The following is a 15206-nucleotide window of genomic DNA, read 5'->3' as shown; positions in this document are numbered from 1 at the left end:
GTGCCCATGATCGTCCACCTATACTCCCACCGCAGCCAGGCGATTGGGGTCGATTTCTTGCGAACGATGAGCCATGACGAGTACCTCGGCATGCGCAGGTTCCCCGGCCTCGACGGCCTGCGCGCCATCGCCGCGACGATCGTCGTGTTCTTCCACTTCGCCGGGCCGGAGTTCGTGTGGCCGTCGGGCTGGGTGGGCGTCTACATCTTCTTCGTGCTGTCGGGGTTCCTGATCACGACGCTGCTGCTGCGCGAGCAGGACCGCACCGGACGCATCTCGCTGAGCGGGTTCTACGTGCGGCGCGTGTTCCGGATCCTGCCGCCGTACCTGGTGATCCTCGGCGGGATCATCGCGTTCGTGCTGCTGCGCGGCGAGTTCCTCGCGCGCGACTTCCCGCACGCGCTGAAGTACTATCTGACGTTCCTCAACGAGTTCTTCCCCGGCTCGCACGGCAACGGCTCGGACAACTTCTTCTCCGGCTCGTGGACGCTGGGCATCGAGGAGAAGTTCTACCTGGTGTGGCCGTTCCTGCTGGTCGCGATCGGCATCGGCGCCGCGCGGCGCAAGCTCGCGCTGGTGCTGGCGGCGATGGCCGTGCTGCTCGCGCTCGTGCCGCTGACCACCGAGGGCGGCTGGCTGCTCGACTTCTCGCCGACCGCCGTCTACCGCTCCAGCATCCACTACGCCATCCTGCTCGGCGGCTGCCTGCTCGCGATCCTGCTGCACTACCGGCGCAGCTTCGCCGTGCTGCGGCCGTTCACGCACCCGCTGGCCGCGATCCCGATCGTCGCGGGGTTCCTCGTGCTGCACGCGAACCTCGACCCGCTGTGGGTCGCGACGCGGCAGAACCTGCTGGTGCTGCTCGCGTACGCGCTGGTCACCATGCTGCTGCTGATCGTGCTGCTGTCACCGGGCCCGGCGCGCTGGCTGCTGTCGACGGCGCCGATGCGGTTCGTCGGCGAGCGGTCGTACTCGCTGTACCTGCTGCAGGGCCCGGTGCACTTCGTGGTGGTGCAGGCCGTGCCGGCGCTGGGTCACAACCGGCTGGTCACGGCCGTGACGGTGTTCCTGGTCGACCTCGCGATCGCCGACCTGATCCACCGCTGGGTCGAGCAGCCGATGATCGCGACCGGCAAACGGCTGCTCACGCGCCGGCAGGCCCGCAAAGCCGCACGGGCCGCGGTTCCTGCCGACGCGAAGCCGGTGCCGGCCGGCGTCTGAGCTGTTTGCTCAGCGCTCGAGCACGAAGACCGGGATCAGGCGGGTGGTCTTCTTCTCGTAGTCGGCGAACCCGGGCATGTGCTTGACCATGCCGGCGAAGAGGCGGTCGCGCTCGGCGCGGTCCTCGATCAGCTTGGCGGTGGCGTCGAACTTCTCGGTGCCGATCTCCAGCGTGACCTTCGGGTTGGCCACGAGGTTGTGGTACCAGTCCGGGTTGGTGTCCGCGCCGCCCTTGGACGCGGCGATGACGTACCGGCCGTCGCCGTCGGTGGTGTAGACCAGGGGCGCGACGCGCTGCGTGCCGCTCTTCGCGCCGGTGTGGGTCACCAGGATCATGTTCGCGCCCTCGAACATCCCGCCCACCTTGCCCTCGTTGGCGCGGAACTCGTCGATGATCTGCTGGTTCCAGTCCGACATGGGGTGGGTCCCTCCAGTTTGGTTTTGCGACCAAACTTACTTTGTTTGCAAAACTGATGTCAACGCGAGGTATCCTCTTGCGCGACAAGGTGTTTGCGTGGTTCTGGTCGAAGGAGCGGGATGACCACCGGACCGAGCCTCGAGGACGGCGTGCGCGAGCTGCTGCTGCTCATGCCCCGCCTGGCCGGCCGCGGCAAGCGCGCCCCGGTGCCCCCCGAGCTCGCGGACCTGACGTTGGCGCCGCGCCACCTGTGCCTGCTGTCCATTCTGCTGTTCGACGGCCCCATGACCGTCACCGAGCTCGCCGGCCGCCTCGAGATCGCCCCCACCACCGCCAGCCTCATGATCGGCGACCTCTCCCGCCAGGGCGTGCTCGCCCGCACCGAAGACCCCACCGACCGCCGCCGCACGATCGTCAGCATCAGCCCCTCCCAGCGCGCCGCCGTCGACGCCTGGCTGGCCCCGGGCGCCCGCGCTTGGGAACGCGCGCTGGCGCCACTGTCGCCCGGCGAGCGGGCGCTGGTGATCGACACTTTGAAGACCTACTCGCAGGGGTTCACTGGCGAGTGCTGCTGAGGGCTCCTTCGGCGAGGGCCTTGGCGTGGGCTTCTCCCGGGCAGGCGTGGGGGCCGATGCCGAAGGGGAAGTCTTTCAGGTCGACGATCACTTCGGCGCCGTCGACCGAGCGTCGAGTGGTGGGGACGGGCGGGCCTTGGGGGTTCTCGATCAGGCTCTCGGTGGCGGCGGCTTGGACCAGCAGGCCGACTTTGGCGGCGGTTCGTTCGTCGGGCCGGCCCAGGGCTTCGACCAGCCTTGCCACGGCTTTGTCCGCCTCGGCGGTCTGGGGGAAGTGGGGCTGGTAGGCCTTTGCCACTTTGTCGACGTCTGCCGGGTCGACGTCGAATCCGAGCACCTCGGCGAGTGTTGCCACCGGCCCTTGGTGGGGCTTCGCTGCTGCCGCCTGGCGCAGGGTTTCCGGCTCTGCGTTGGCGAGTTCCTCGATGACCAGCTTTCGCCGCCTGGTGTGGTCCTCGCCACTACTGAACCTCGCGACCATCGCGCGCAGCCAGGCCATGTTCACTTCGACGGGCGGCACGGGGGCATCGGTGAGGAGCTCGCGGGAATCCATGACTGGGACGGTAGGGCCGCGAAACGTCGGTGCGGGCCGAAGTTTCCCAGCCGCCGGGCCCTGGCCGTCACCTCAAACCGACAACCACTCCGCCTGCGGTCCCTCACACCGATGCGGCCGTGGCACATCGTGCTGGTACCACCAGGCCTCACTCACCCGCCCGTTCGGCAGCGTGTACCGAGGCGGCCCGGCCGCCCGGCGCATCCCCGCCGCCTCCAGCGACCGCCCGCTCGCCACGTTGCCCACCTCGGCGCCGGCCCGGACCCGTGGCAGCCCGAGGTGCGAGTGCGCCAGCAGCAGCCCCGCCGTGAACAGATCCCGCCCCAGGCCGCGGCCGCGGTAGGCCGGCGCGAGGTAGCCGCCCGTCTCGGGGCCGCCGTTCTCCCCTGCGTGGACGCTGACCAGCCCGGCGCAGCGGTTCTCCCGGAGGTCGATGGCAACGATGTCGACGGACTGCGGATCCGGGTAGGTCCAGGCCGGGCCGGTGCCGGGTGTCACGCGGAGGGCTTCGGAGCGCAAGGGCTCGGCGATGACCGAATCCGCGAGCCAGCCGAGCCAGCGCTGGGCGGCCGGGTCGCTGCCGGAGGCCACGGCGGCGGCGTATTCCCAGGCGGTGGGGGTGCGGAAGAGGAACCGGCCGAGGGCGAACGCGTGGCCCCTGCGGTCGCAGGTGCGTTTCGCCATGAGCCGGCCTCGGCGGGTCAACCGGCCGAACAGCGGTGCTTCACCCAGGTTCACCATCGCGGGAGAAATGGTACCCGCAGTCACGGCCCGCGGTTGTTATGGTGACCGGGTGACGGCCGTACCGGAGTCAACCGAGCTCGACGCCGGGCGTGCCGCCCAGCCTCGGCAGCTGATCGTGTCCGTATACGGCTTCTACCACCGCATCGAGGGTGGCTGGCTGTCCGTGGCGTCGCTCATCGACCTGCTCGCGGCGCTCGGCGTCGACGAGCCGGCGGTGCGCTCGTCGATCTCGCGCCTCAAACGCCGGAGCATCCTCGACGCCGTGCGGCGCGACGGGACCGCCGGCTACGAGCTGTCGGACACCGCCCTGGCGATCCTGCGCGAAGGCGACGAACGCATCTTCCGCCGAGACCGCGCGACGCTGGCCGACGGCTGGCTGCTCGCCGTGTTCTCCGTGCCCGAGACCGAGCGCCACAAGCGCCACGTCCTGCGCACGCAGCTGGCCCGGCTCGGGTTCGGCACGGCGTCGTCGGGTGTGTGGATCGCGCCGGCGCACCTGCACCAGGTGACGGCCGAGGCGCTCACCCGGCTCGGTCTCGCGAGTTACGCCGACCTGTTCCGAGCCGAACACCTGGCGTTCGGAAACGCACAGGACAAGGTGCGCGAGTGGTGGGACCTCGACCAGCTCGACGAGCTGTACACGGCGTTCCTCGACGAGCACGCCCCCGTGCTCGACCGTTGGAAGCGCCGGCGCACCGTGCCCGGCAACGAGGCCTTCGCCGACTACGTGCGCGTGCTCACCGGGTGGCGGCGCATGCCGTACCTCGACCCGGGCCTGCCCGCCGAGCTGCTGCCCGTCGACTGGTCCGGCATCCGCGCGGCCGAGGTGTTCTTCGCGCTCCACGAACGCCTCGAAGCCCCGGCCCGCGAGTACCTGCTGCAGGTCCTCAGCGGCTGAGCACCGCGAACCCCTGCACCTCCACCAGCGCTTCGACGTCCCACAGCCGGCTCACGCCGATGCCGGCCATCGCGGGGTACTCGGTGCCGGCGAGGCTCTTCCAGACCTTGCCGATCTCGCGCGCGTGGGCCTTGTAGTCGTCCATGTCGACGATGTAGATCGTCACGCTGCACAGGTCCGCGGGCTCGCCGCCGGCCGCGCGCAGGGCCGTGAGCAGGTTGCCCAGCGCCTGGGAGAACTGCTCGACCACACCGTCGCCGACGATCTTGCCCTCGGCGTCGAGAGCGGTCTGTCCGGCGAGGAACACGAACTGTCCGGTTGCGGACACGGCGTGGGAGAAACCGGACGGGCGGCCCAGCTCGGGCGGGTTGATGCGCTCCATGGCGCGGAAGCCTAGCTCATGTATCGCGTTCTTGACGATCGTATGTCAGACGACATATCCTGGCTCTCGTGCGGATATCGGTTCTCGGCGGCGGCCCGGCGGGCCTGTACTTCGCCGCCCTCGCGAAGCAGCTCGGGCCCGGCCACGAGATCACGGTGTGGGAACGCAACGCGCCGGACGACACCTTCGGGTTCGGCGTGGTGTTCTCCGACGAGACACTCGGCGGCATCGAGCACGCCGACGCGCAGGTTCACGAGGCCATGAGCCGCGAGTTCGCGCGCTGGGACGACATCGACGTGCACTACCGCGGCGAGGTCCACACGTCCGGCGGCCACGGCTTCGCCGCGATGAGCCGCAAACGCCTGCTCGCGATCCTGCAGGAACGCTGCCGCGAGCTGGGCGTCGACCTGCGCTTCCGCACCGAGGCCCCCGACCCGGAGCAGCTCTCGCGCGACTACGACCTCGTGATCGCCTCCGACGGCGTCAACTCGGGTGTCCGCCGGCGCTTCGCGGACTCGTTCCGCCCGACGGTCGAGGCGCGCCGCTGCCGCTACATCTGGCTCGGCACCGACCTCGTCTTCGACGCCTTCAAGTTCCACGTGCTCGAGACGCCCCACGGGATCATGCAGATCCACGGCTACCCCTACGGCCGCGACGGCAGCACGTTCATCCTCGAGCTTCACGAGGACGTGTGGCAGCAGGCGTTCGCGCCCATCGCCGCCACCGACCTCGGGCCGGGCGAGAACGACGAGAAGTCCATCGAGCTGATCCGCGAGCTGTGCGCCGACGTCCTCGGCGACCACCACGTGCTGGCCAACAACTCGAAGTGGAACACCTTCGGCACCGTGCGCTGCGAAAGCTGGGTGCACGACAACGTGGTGCTGCTCGGCGACGCCGCGCACACCGCCCACTTCTCCATCGGCTCCGGCACGAAGCTGGCGATGGAGGACGCGCTGGCGCTGGTCGCGTGCCTGCACGAGCAGGACACCGTGCCCAAGGCGTTGGCGGCGTACGAGGCCGAGCGCAAGCCGGTCGTCGAGTCGACGCAGCGCGCGGCGCAGGCGAGCCTGGAGTGGTTCGAGAACCTCGCCCAGTACACGCACCAGGCGCCGGAGCAGTTCGCGTTCAACCTGCTCACCCGCAGCCGCCGCGTCACCTACGACAACCTGAAGCTGCGTGACCCGGAGTTCGCCACGGAGCTCGACGAGTGGTTCGCGCGCTCGCTGGGCACGGCACCCGCGCCGCCGATGTTCCAGCCCGTGAAGATCGGTGAGCTCGAGCTGCCCAACCGCGTGATCGTGTCGCCGATGGACATGTACGTGGCCGTCGACGGCGTGCCCGGCGACTTCCACCTGGTGCACCTGGGCGGCAAGGCGCTCGGTGGTGCCGGCCTGGTGATGACGGAGATGATCTGCGTGTCGCCCGAGGCGCGGATCACGCCGGGCTGCCCCGGGCTGTACAACGACGAGCAGGAGCAGGCCTGGAAGCGCATCGTCGACTTCGTGCACGGCAGCACGCCGGCGAAGATCGGCCTGCAGCTGGGCCATTCCGGGCGCAAGGGCTCGACGAAGCTGATGTGGGAAGGCATGGACGACCCGTTGCCGGAGGGCAACTGGGAGGTCTGCGGGCCGTCGCCGTTGCCGTACCGGCCAGACAGCCAGACGCCGCGTGAGCTGAGTGTCGAGGAGCTGGCGGAGATCCGCGAGCAGTTCGTGGCTTCGGCGCGCTCGGCGGCTCGCGCCGGATTCGATCTGCTGGAATTGCACTGCGCGCACGGGTACCTGCTGTCGTCGTTCATCTCGCCGCTCACGAACCAGCGGACGGACCAGTACGGCGGCTCGCTGGAGAACCGGCTGCGGTTCCCGCTGGAAGTGTTCGACGCGGTGCACGCGGTGTGGCCGGCCGAGCGGCCGATGACGGTCCGCATCTCGGCCGACGACTGGTCCGCCGGCGGGATCGAGGCCGACGACGCCGTCGCCATCGCCGCCGCGTTCGCCGAGCACGGCGCCGCCGCGGTCGACGTGTCGACCGGGCAGGTCGTGAGCGAGGAGAAGCCGAAGTTCGGGCGCAGCTACCAGACGCCCTACGCCGACCGGATCCGCAACGAGGTGGGGCGCAAGTACGGCATCGCCGTGATCGCCGTCGGCGCGATCTCCTCGTACGACGACATGAACGCGCTCATCCTCGCCGGCCGCGCCGACCTGTGCGCGTTGGGGCGGACGCACCTCTACGATCCACAGTGGACGTTGCACGCGGCTGCGGAGCAGGACTACGTGATGCCGTGGCCGAAGCCGTGGGCGGCCGGGAAGCGCCGGCCGCAGACGGGCCGCACCGACGGGCCCGAGCCGCGGCTGGAACTCGTACGCACCGGCGGGCACCAGACCGCGCACGCCCGCTGGCGACCGGAAAGGGACTGATGAACGCCTTCGCACTGACGCCCGAACAGCAGGCCTTCACCGCCTCGGTCCGAACGATCGCCGCGGAGCAGCTGCGGCCGCTCGCCGAGGCCGGCGAGGAAGGCGCGGTGAACCGGCCGCTGCTCAAGGCGATGGGCTCGCACGGCCTGCTGGCGCGGCTGTTCCCCGGCGTCTCGGCGGGAAACCCGACGCGCCAGGCCGCGGCGTTCGACCTGTGCCTGCTGCGCGAAGCCCTGGCGTCCGTGAACACCGAGGCCGAGACGGCGCTCGCGTTGCAGGGCTTGGGAAGTTACCCGGTGCTGCAGTCCGGAAAGGACGAACAGGTCGCGCGCTGGCTGCCGGCCGTGGCGGCGGGCGACGCGGTGGCCGCGTTCGCGCTCACCGAGCCCGACGCCGGTTCCGACGCGGCCGCGCTGCAGCTGGCGGCCGAGGCCGACGGCGACGGCTGGCGGCTCACGGGGCAGAAGATGTGGATCTCCAACGCTCCCGAGGCCGACTTCTACACGGTTTTCGCCCGCACGACACCGGACGCCGGCTCGCGGGGCGTGAGCGCGTTCGTGGTGCCGGGCGACCGCGCGGGCCTGACCGGCGAGCACCTCGACCTGGTGAGCCCGCACCCGATCGGCACGCTGGAGTTCGACGGCGTACGCGTGCACCGCGACGAGCTACTGGGCGAGGAGAACCGCGGTTTCGCCGTCGCGATGCGGACGCTGGACCTGTTCCGCCCGAGCGTCGGGGCGTTCGCGGTGGGGATGGCGCAGGCCGCTCTCGACGCGACCGTGGCGTACACGGGCGAGCGCATCGCGTTCGGCGGGCCGCTGGCGAAGCAGCAGACCGTCGCGCACACGCTGGCGGAAATGGCGACACGGACGGAAGCGGCGCGGCTGCTCGTCTACGCCGCGGCCGCGGCCTACGACGCGGGCGAGACGGGCCTGGCCGGCCGCGCGGCGATGGCGAAGCTGTTCGCGACGGAGTCGGCGCAGTACGTCGTCGACTCGGCGGTGCAGCTGCACGGCGCTCGGGCGCTGCGTCGCGGGCACCTGCTGGAGCACCTGTACCGGGAGGTCCGCGCGCCGCGCATCTACGAGGGCGCGTCGGAGATCCAGCGGACGATCATCGCGAGGTCGCTGCGGTCCTGAAGTTTCCGCTCAGCGCGATACCGGCTCCGCGACGCCCGCGTGACCGGTAGTTTCGGCGACATGTCGAGGATCGCGGTCACCATCACCACGCCGGACGGCCTCTGCACGGCCACGCTGCACACGCCGCTGAGCGCAGGGCCCGCGGTGATCCTTTATGCCGACGCGGCCGGGGTCCGCGAGACCTTCGCCGAGATGGCCGACCGGCTCTGCGCGCTCGGGTACGTCGTCCTCCTGCCGGACGGCTACTACCGCACGCCGTACACGCCGTTCGACGTCACCACCGTGTTCACCGTCCCCGAGGAACGCGAACGCCTGACGCGACTCGCGCAGAGCGTGACGGCGGAGATGGCGGTGCGCGACACGGGCGCGTACCTCGACTTCCTCGCGGGGCGCGGTGAGGTCGCGGGCTCGCTGGTGGGGACGACCGGGTACTGCATGGGTGGCCGGTTCTCGCTGTGGGCCGCAGCTCATCACCCGACGCGGGTGGCGGCCGCCGCGTCGTTCCACGGCGGCAACCTCGCCGCCGACGACCCCGACAGCCCGCACCTGCTGGCCGGCCGGATGCGCGCGTCCGTGCTGGTCGCAGCGGCGGACAACGACAGCGCGTTCCCGCCCGAGCAGTTCGACCGGCTGCGCGGGGCGTTCGTCAGCGCGGGTGTCCGGCACACGCTGGAGACGTACCCCGCCAAGCACGGCTTCGCGGTGCCGGACAACGACACCTACGACCGCGCGGCCGCCGAGCGCCACTGGGACGCGTTGGCGGGGCTGTTCGCGGAGAACCTGCCGCGTTAGGCGGAGATCGCCGGCGCGGGACGGGAAAATGGGCCGGCGCCCTCGGCAGCGGGCCCCACCCGACGAGGCGGGCGGCGGCCCACAGCGTGACCTGCGTCGCGGTGAGGACGGCGCACCCGGCGGCCCGTTCGAGGTCGGCCGTGAGGCGGATGGCGTGCAAGGCGGTCTCCGGCCGGAACACGTCCTGCGCCGACGGATGCGCCGCCCGGGCGACGAGGTCGACGATCCGCTCGGCCGGCCACGCGGCGAGCTCGCGACCGGAGCCGGCGGAGGCGTCGACGCGGTGGACGACCTCGGCCCCGTCCACATCGGACGGCCAAGGGAAGTAGTGGACGACCAGGTCGAGTGTGGGACGGAGCCGGCCGGCGAGGTCGAGAAAGTCGTCCTCGCCGGCGTTCCTCGTCGGGTGGAGCGGGCCGGGCCTAGGCGGCGACGGCCTTCTTCGGTTTGCGTTCCAGCCACAGCTGGGCGCCGACCAGGGCGACTGTCCAGCTGACCCACGCGGCGATGGCCGCGACGGACTGCATGAGCGCGGTCTCGCTGCCGCCGAAGGTGGTGGGCAGCTGGGGTTCCAGGATGATGATCGCGATCGGTGAGATGAGGCGGTTGAGGATGATCGACATGGTCAGCGCGAAGCTGCGGATCATCCAGCGCCGGTGGTCGCCGAAGCGGCGGTCGCGGGCGGCGCGGTAGCCGGCCCAGGTGCAGCCGATCCAGATGACCGCCAGCATGACGTCGCTGGCTCGCGTGGCGGGGCCGAAGGGGCTGGCGGCGCCGATCGTCAGGGCCATCACGCCGGAAGGCAGCACGCCGCCGAAGACGTAGGCGCGGCCGGCGTAGCGGTGCAGCACCGGCAAGCGGCGGCGGATCCACGGCCAGATCTGGACGACCGCGCAGATCATGGCGATCGAGCCGAACACCACGTGGCCCACGAGGAACCAGTAGTGCGCGCCGAAGCCGGCCGGCGCCGGGACGCGCGACTGCGCCGGGTCGAGCGCGAGGTACGGCGGCAGCGAGTACGCCAGGAAGGCCACCACGACCAGCCCCAGCAGCCCGATCCACGGGCGGCGCTTCTTCGTCGTACGCGGCTGCTGCGCCGGCACCCGCGGTGGTCGCAGATCCGTCCCCGCCGTCATGGCCACTCTCCCTCGCTCGTCGCCTGATGCTCTCCGAACGTAGGTCCGGCGGGGGTGCCGCGACCATGGTGTGCGCTGGCGTCGGCGGGGTGGGGACAGCCTTACCCTCGCCCGGGTGATCTTCGGGCTTGCCTTGCCGCGCACGGCAACGTTTAGCGTCTCCGCCATCCACTCGAGCGGAGGCACGAATGCGGTTCGCGGTCAGCTACAACCCGGCGTTCCACGGGCTGGCGGGCCTCGTCGCCTTCGCTCGCCACGCGGAGGCGTGCGGCTTCGAAGGCCTCCTCCTGCCCGAGCACCTCGCGTCGCGCCCGGGCGCCGAGCTCGGCGGGTGGGAGATCCCGCCGACGCTGCCGTACGCCGGCCCGCTCGAATGCCTCGCGCACGTCGCCGCGGTCACCGATCGGCTGCTGCTCGGGACCGGAGTGCTGTTGCTGCCGTACCACCAGCCGGTCACGTTGGCGAAGCGCCTGGCCACGCTCGACGTCCTGTCCGGTGGCCGGCTGCGGCTGGTCACCGTGGGCGTCGGCGCGTTGCCACACGAGGCTTCGGCGGCCGGGGTCGACTACCGGACGCGGGGCCGTCGGGCGGACGAGGCCCTCGACGTCCTCCGTCTACTGTGGACAGGCGGGCCGGAAGGCGTCAGCCATCACGGAGAGTTCGTCGAATTCGACGAGTTGTGCAGCTACCCGAAGCCGGTCGGGACGATCCCGATTCGGGTGGGCGGGTCCAGCCGGGCGGCCGCGCGGCGAGCGGGTCTCCGGGGTGACGGGTGGTTCCCCGGCGGGTCCCTCACCGCGGAGGACCGCGTCGCCCTGTTCGACCTCGTCCGGGAGACCGCGGCCGCGTCGGGCCGCCCCGCGCCGGACTACACGCGGTGGGGCTCAACGGACCTGACTCCGGAGGCGGTCGACGCGCTGGCCGCCGAAGGCGTGACTCGCGTCGTCGTCTCCGCTGCCGGCGCCGATCCGCAGGAGCGGCTGGACGAGCTGTCCGCATTCGCCGCGAAGTTCCTGAGTCACGTGTAACTCGCGTGCGCGGCGATCACCCGCCAGCCGTCCGCCGTGCGCAGCCAGGTGCGGGTGTAGCGCATCCGCGCGGTGAACGGCTCGCCGCCGAGCGAGCCCGTCAGCCGGCCGAGGAACCACGTGACGCCGGTCGTCCCCTCGGAGAACACCCGCAGATCTTCCTCGACGAGCTCGGACAGGACCTGGCTGCCACCGCGGTGACCGGCCAGATCGTCGGCCTTCGAGGCGACCACCTCACCGAACGTGAAGGTCAGCCGGTCGTCGAGCAGTTCGTCGAGAGCGGCGACGTCACCGGCCAGCTGCGCGGCCTGGAGCCGGTGTTCGGCGTCGAGCAGGGTCTGGTCCACGGTGCGGCTCCTTAACGCGAGACGCTGCCATCGTGGCACCGGAACCCGGCCGCGCGACAGGAAGTTCGCGCAAAGCCGAAGGGCGCCCGCGCGAACGCGGACGCCCTTCTTGTCACCCCCCGGGGTGAGTCAGGAACCGCGGACCCGCCGAACGGTGTCGCGGTAGAACAGCCCGCTCTGCTTGATCGTGCGTGCCTGCGTCTCGTAGTCGACGCGCACCAGGCCGAAGCGCTTGGCGTAGCCGTAGGCCCACTCGAAGTTGTCCAGCAGCGACCACGCGAAGTAGCCCCGGATGTCCACCCCCTCCAACCGCGCGGCGGCCACCGCGGCCAGGTGCGAAGCGAGGTACGCCGTGCGGCCCTCGTCGCGCACGAAGCCGGACGCGTCGGGCGCGTCGTCGAAGGCGGAGCCGTTTTCGGTGATGTACATGGGCAAACCGGGGTAGTCGCGGCCGAGGCGGGTGAGCAGCTCGGTGAACTTGCCCGGCAGGATCTCCCAGCCCATCGCCGTGGTCGGCTCGCCGAACGGCACGGCGCGCTGCACCGGGAAGCCGTCCTCGCCGACGCTGCGGCCCTGCTCGTCGACGCCGGAGTACTGCTGGCCGAAGTAGTAGTTCACGCCCAGGAAGTCCAGCGGGGTCGAGATGATCGCCAGGTCACCGTCCTCAATGGGCAGTGCGGCACCACGGACGGCCATGTCCTCGACAACATCCGCGGGGTAAGAGCCACGCACCAGCGGGTCGAGGTAGACGCGCACGCCCATGCCGTCGGCGTTGCGCGCGGCCTCGCGGTCGAGCTCGCTGTCCGACGCCGCGTCGGACGTGCCCATGTTGAGCGTGATGCCGAACTGCGTGCCCTCGGGCGCGGCCTCACGCATGCGCTGCGTGGCCAGGCCGTGGCCGAGCAGCAGGTGGTGGATGGCCTCCATCCCGGCCGCGAAGTCGCGACGGCCCGGGGCCATCACGCCGTGCACGTACCCGTGCATCGCGGAGCACCACGGCTCGTTCAGCGTGGTCCAGTGCCGCACCCGGTCGGAAAGCCGGTCGAACACCAGCATCGAGTAGTCGGCGAAGCGGTAGGCCGTGTCACGCGCCGGCCAGCCGCCCGCGTCTTCGAGCTCCTGGGGCAGGTCCCAGTGGTACAGCGTGAGCCACGGCGCGAGGTCCTTGGCCAGCAGCTCGTCCACGAGCCGGTCGTAGAACCCGATCCCGGCCTCGTTCACCGGGCCCTTGCCGTGCGGCTGCACCCGCGGCCACGCGACGGAGAAGCGGTAGGTGTCGGCGCCGAGCTCCTTGACGAGTCCCACGTCCTCGGGCATGCGGTGGTAGTGGTCGCACGCGACGTCGCCGTTGTCGTTGTTGTCGATCGCCCACGGGACCCGGCAGAAAGTGTCCCAAATGGACGGTGTGCGCCCGTCTTCGGCCACCGCGCCCTCGATCTGGTACGCGGCCGTCGCCACGCCCCACCGGAAGTCCGGCGGCAGCGAGTCGATCAGCGCCTGCTGCTCGCGGGTCGCAGCGTCGGTGGTCTCGGTCAAGGGGTCTCCTTATCTACGACTTGACGGCGGCGACGGGGTCGGCCGGGTGCAGCCAGCACGCCACGGTGCGCGCGGAATCGTCACGGTCGGCGGGCACGCCGAGCACCGGCACCTCGGTGGTGCAGCGGTCGAACGCGTGCGGGCAGCGCGGCGAGAACGCGCACCCGACCGGCAGCGACCGCGGGTCGGGCGGCGAACCGGGAATACCGGTGAGCTCGCGCCGCGGTCCGCGCAGCGCGGGGAACGAGTGCAGCAGGCCGTCGCTGTACGGGTGCAGTGAGTCGCGGTAGAGGTCCACGCCGCGGGCCTGCTCCACGATCCGGCCGCCGTACATGATCGCGATGCGGTCGGAGAACTCCACCAGCAGCGACAGGTCGTGGGTGATGAACAGGACCGAAAAACCCAGCCGCTCGCGCAGTTCCACGAGCTGCGCCAGGATCTGGCGCTGCATCACCACGTCGAGCGCCGTGGTGGGCTCGTCCATGATCACCACCCGCGGTTCCAGCGCCAGCGCCATCGCGATCATCACGCGCTGGCGCATGCCGCCGGAAAGCTGGTGCGGGTAGGCGTCGAGCCGGTCGGCCGCGATGCCCACCAGGCGCAGCAGCTCGCGCGCGCGGGCGAGCCGGGCCACCTTGGTGCTGCGCGGATCGTGGGCTTTGATCACGTCCATCAGCTGCACCGACACCTTGTGCACCGGGTTGAGCGAGTTCATCGCGCCCTGGAACACGATGGACGTCTCGGCCCAGCGGAAGTCGCGCAGCTGCTTGGGAGTCAGCTTCAGCACGTCGTACGGCTCGCCGTCGCCGGGGTGGTAAACCACGCTGCCACCGCGGATCACGCCGGGCGGCGGGAGCAGGCGGGTCAGGCCGTAGGCCAAAGTGGACTTTCCGCTACCGCTTTCGCCGGCCAGGCCGAGCACCTCGCCGCGGTGCAACGTCAACGTCACGCCCTGCACCGCGTGCACGGCGTCGGCGCCGAGGCCGTAGTCGACGTCCAGGCCCTTGATCTCGAGTACGGGTTCGTTCATTCCTTCTCCCGGCCGAGCACGGGCGTGAAGCCGACGCGCAGGCGCACCGTCTTGCCCTCGGCGTTCTTCGCCTTGGTCTTGCCGCTCGAACGCAGCCGCGGGCTCACGAACTCGTCGATGCCGAAGTTCAGCAGCGACAACGCGGTGCCGAGGATCGCGATCGCGAGCCCCGCCGGCACGAACCACCACCACGCACCCTGCGCCAGCGCCTGCTGGCTCTGCGCCCAGAACAGGATCGTGCCCCAGTTCCACTCCGAGAAGCTGGAGACGCCGACGAACGCCAGCGTGATCTCCGACATCACCGCGAACACCACCGTGCCCACGAAGCTCGACGCGATCACCGCGGTGAGGTTCGGCATGATCTCGAAGAAGATGATCCGCCACGTCGACTCGCCGCTCGCGCGGGACGCCTCGACATACTCCCGCCGGCGCAACGAAAGTGTCTGCGCGCGCAGGATCCGCGCACCCCAGGCCCACGAGGTGAAGCCGATGATCACGGCCACCAGGTAGTCGCCGCCGCTGGGCAGCGCCGTGCCGATGATGATGATCAGCGGCAGCGCCGGGATCACCAGGAACACATTGGACAGTGCCGACAGGCCCTCGCCCGGCGTCCCGCCGAGGTATCCGGAGGTGACGCCGACGATCACGGCGAGGATCGTCGCCACGATGCCGGCGGTGAGCCCCACGAGCATCACGCTGCGCGTGCCCACGATGACCTGGCTGAAGATGTCCTGGCCGAGGTGCGTGGTGCCGAACCAGTGCTTGCCCGAAGGCGATTCGAGCAGGTCGTTGCTGCGCGCGGACGGGTCGAACGGCGCGATCCACGGCCCGATGATCGCGATGACCACGAAGAAGGCCAGCACCACGAGCCCGGTGACCGTCTTGCCACCGGTCAGGAACCGGAAGCGCCGGCGTTTCGCGGCGGGCCCGGCGACGGCCTCGGCCGGCAGCGGTGCGACCGCCTTGAGATCGGCTGCGGGAAGTGCCACG

At 70.8% G+C, this 15206-nt stretch carries 16 protein-coding genes; 7 read left to right on the top strand and 9 right to left on the bottom strand.

Annotated features, from left to right (window positions below):
* Positions 1 to 66: 66 nt before the first annotated feature.
* Entirely contained in the window at positions 67 to 1221 is a 1155-nt protein-coding gene (locus tag AB0878_RS34005) for an acyltransferase (RefSeq protein ID WP_366584301.1), read from the top strand.
* Between the two features lie 9 nt (positions 1222 to 1230).
* Here AB0878_RS34005 and AB0878_RS34000 read toward each other — a convergent pair whose 3' ends face one another.
* Positions 1231 to 1638 carry a nitroreductase family deazaflavin-dependent oxidoreductase gene (locus AB0878_RS34000; protein WP_366584300.1) on the bottom strand — a complete coding sequence of 136 codons (408 nt, stop codon included), beginning with the start codon at positions 1636 to 1638 and terminating at the stop codon, positions 1231 to 1233.
* Between the two features lie 120 nt (positions 1639 to 1758).
* Here AB0878_RS34000 and AB0878_RS33995 point away from each other — a divergent pair, with 120 nt between their 5' ends.
* A complete protein-coding gene (locus AB0878_RS33995) occupies positions 1759 to 2214 on the top strand; it encodes a MarR family winged helix-turn-helix transcriptional regulator (protein ID WP_366584299.1) in 456 nt (151 codons plus the stop codon).
* On the opposite strand, the gene AB0878_RS33990 is transcribed toward AB0878_RS33995, so the two are convergent.
* Positions 2195 to 2767 (bottom strand): oxidoreductase, encoded by a 573-nt coding sequence (locus AB0878_RS33990; RefSeq protein ID WP_366584298.1) that lies wholly within the window; start codon positions 2765 to 2767, stop codon positions 2195 to 2197. The two genes, AB0878_RS33995 and AB0878_RS33990, sit on opposite strands and share 20 nt — an antisense overlap.
* Positions 2768 to 2839: 72 nt before the next feature.
* Positions 2840 to 3508, bottom strand: a complete 669-nt coding sequence (locus tag AB0878_RS33985; RefSeq protein ID WP_366584297.1) for a GNAT family N-acetyltransferase — start codon at positions 3506 to 3508, stop codon at positions 2840 to 2842.
* Between the two features lie 52 nt (positions 3509 to 3560).
* On the opposite strand from AB0878_RS33985, the gene AB0878_RS33980 reads away from it, so the two are divergent.
* Positions 3561 to 4409 carry a PaaX family transcriptional regulator C-terminal domain-containing protein gene (locus tag AB0878_RS33980; protein WP_366584296.1) on the top strand — a complete coding sequence of 283 codons (849 nt, stop codon included), beginning with the start codon at positions 3561 to 3563 and terminating at the stop codon, positions 4407 to 4409.
* Here AB0878_RS33980 and AB0878_RS33975 read toward each other — a convergent pair.
* On the bottom strand, positions 4399 to 4791 hold the full coding sequence (locus AB0878_RS33975; RefSeq protein WP_366584295.1) for a RidA family protein: 393 nt from the start codon (positions 4789 to 4791) through the stop codon (positions 4399 to 4401). The genes AB0878_RS33980 and AB0878_RS33975 overlap by 11 nt on opposite strands.
* 68 nt (positions 4792 to 4859) lie before the next feature.
* On the opposite strand from AB0878_RS33975, the gene AB0878_RS33970 reads away from it, so the two are divergent.
* Genes AB0878_RS33970 through AB0878_RS33960 form a run of 3 tightly spaced genes read left to right on the top strand, consistent with a single transcriptional unit; the run spans position 4860 to position 9139 of the window.
* Positions 4860 to 7208: a bifunctional salicylyl-CoA 5-hydroxylase/oxidoreductase gene (locus AB0878_RS33970; protein WP_366584294.1), complete on the top strand. Its 2349-nt coding sequence runs from the start codon at positions 4860 to 4862 to the stop codon at positions 7206 to 7208.
* Positions 7208 to 8347 (top strand): acyl-CoA dehydrogenase family protein, encoded by a 1140-nt coding sequence (locus AB0878_RS33965; RefSeq protein WP_366584293.1) that lies wholly within the window; start codon positions 7208 to 7210, stop codon positions 8345 to 8347. Before AB0878_RS33970 ends, AB0878_RS33965 begins: the two co-directional genes overlap by 1 nt.
* A gap of 60 nt (positions 8348 to 8407) precedes the next feature.
* Positions 8408 to 9139, top strand: a complete 732-nt coding sequence (locus AB0878_RS33960; protein ID WP_366584292.1) for a dienelactone hydrolase family protein — start codon at positions 8408 to 8410, stop codon at positions 9137 to 9139.
* 422 nt (positions 9140 to 9561) lie between these two features.
* Here AB0878_RS33960 and AB0878_RS33955 read toward each other — a convergent pair whose 3' ends face one another.
* A complete protein-coding gene (locus AB0878_RS33955; RefSeq protein ID WP_366584291.1) occupies positions 9562 to 10275 on the bottom strand; it encodes a DUF2306 domain-containing protein in 714 nt (237 codons plus the stop codon).
* 188 nt (positions 10276 to 10463) lie between these two features.
* Between AB0878_RS33955 and AB0878_RS33950 the strand changes: the two genes are divergently transcribed.
* On the top strand, positions 10464 to 11303 hold the full coding sequence (locus tag AB0878_RS33950) for a TIGR03619 family F420-dependent LLM class oxidoreductase (protein ID WP_366584290.1): 840 nt from the start codon (positions 10464 to 10466) through the stop codon (positions 11301 to 11303).
* On the opposite strand, the gene AB0878_RS33945 is transcribed toward AB0878_RS33950, so the two are convergent.
* From AB0878_RS33945 to AB0878_RS33930, 4 genes are all read right to left on the bottom strand, one after another.
* The gene (locus AB0878_RS33945; RefSeq protein ID WP_366584289.1) at positions 11294 to 11650 is read right to left on the bottom strand and encodes a nuclear transport factor 2 family protein; all 357 of its coding nucleotides are present in this window, start codon (positions 11648 to 11650) and stop codon (positions 11294 to 11296) included. The genes AB0878_RS33950 and AB0878_RS33945 overlap by 10 nt on opposite strands.
* A 129-nt stretch (positions 11651 to 11779) precedes the next feature.
* Positions 11780 to 13186: a GH1 family beta-glucosidase gene (locus AB0878_RS33940; RefSeq protein WP_366584288.1), complete on the bottom strand. Its 1407-nt coding sequence runs from the start codon at positions 13184 to 13186 to the stop codon at positions 11780 to 11782.
* Positions 13187 to 13199: 13 nt separating this feature from the next.
* Positions 13200 to 14216: an ABC transporter ATP-binding protein gene (locus AB0878_RS33935; protein ID WP_366584287.1), complete on the bottom strand. Its 1017-nt coding sequence runs from the start codon at positions 14214 to 14216 to the stop codon at positions 13200 to 13202.
* A complete protein-coding gene (locus tag AB0878_RS33930) occupies positions 14213 to 15205 on the bottom strand; it encodes an ABC transporter permease (RefSeq protein ID WP_366584286.1) in 993 nt (330 codons plus the stop codon). Before AB0878_RS33930 ends, AB0878_RS33935 begins: the two co-directional genes overlap by 4 nt.
* Between the last annotated feature and the right edge of the window lies 1 nt (position 15206).

Source organism: Amycolatopsis sp. NPDC047767 (assembly GCF_040704195.1).
GTDB lineage: Bacteria > Actinomycetota > Actinomycetes > Mycobacteriales > Pseudonocardiaceae > Amycolatopsis.
This window is presented reverse-complemented; position numbering and strand designations above follow the sequence as displayed.

Bases quoted from the DNA above. Each gene is read 5' to 3' on its own strand.
- AB0878_RS34005 (WP_366584301.1), top strand. From the start codon at position 67: ATGAGCCATGACGAGTACCTCGGCATGCGCAGGTTCCCCGGCCTCGAC.
- AB0878_RS34000 (WP_366584300.1), bottom strand. From the start codon at position 1,638: ATGTCGGACTGGAACCAGCAGATCATCGACGAGTTCCGCGCCAACGAG.
- AB0878_RS33995 (WP_366584299.1), top strand. From the start codon at position 1,759: ATGACCACCGGACCGAGCCTCGAGGACGGCGTGCGCGAGCTGCTGCTG.
- AB0878_RS33990 (WP_366584298.1), bottom strand. From the start codon at position 2,767: ATGGATTCCCGCGAGCTCCTCACCGATGCCCCCGTGCCGCCCGTCGAA.
- AB0878_RS33985 (WP_366584297.1), bottom strand. From the start codon at position 3,508: ATGGTGAACCTGGGTGAAGCACCGCTGTTCGGCCGGTTGACCCGCCGA.
- AB0878_RS33975 (WP_366584295.1), bottom strand. From the start codon at position 4,791: ATGGAGCGCATCAACCCGCCCGAGCTGGGCCGCCCGTCCGGTTTCTCC.
- AB0878_RS33965 (WP_366584293.1), top strand. From the start codon at position 7,208: ATGAACGCCTTCGCACTGACGCCCGAACAGCAGGCCTTCACCGCCTCG.
- AB0878_RS33960 (WP_366584292.1), top strand. From the start codon at position 8,408: ATGTCGAGGATCGCGGTCACCATCACCACGCCGGACGGCCTCTGCACG.
- AB0878_RS33955 (WP_366584291.1), bottom strand. From the start codon at position 10,275: ATGACGGCGGGGACGGATCTGCGACCACCGCGGGTGCCGGCGCAGCAG.
- AB0878_RS33950 (WP_366584290.1), top strand. From the start codon at position 10,464: ATGCGGTTCGCGGTCAGCTACAACCCGGCGTTCCACGGGCTGGCGGGC.
- AB0878_RS33935 (WP_366584287.1), bottom strand. From the start codon at position 14,216: ATGAACGAACCCGTACTCGAGATCAAGGGCCTGGACGTCGACTACGGC.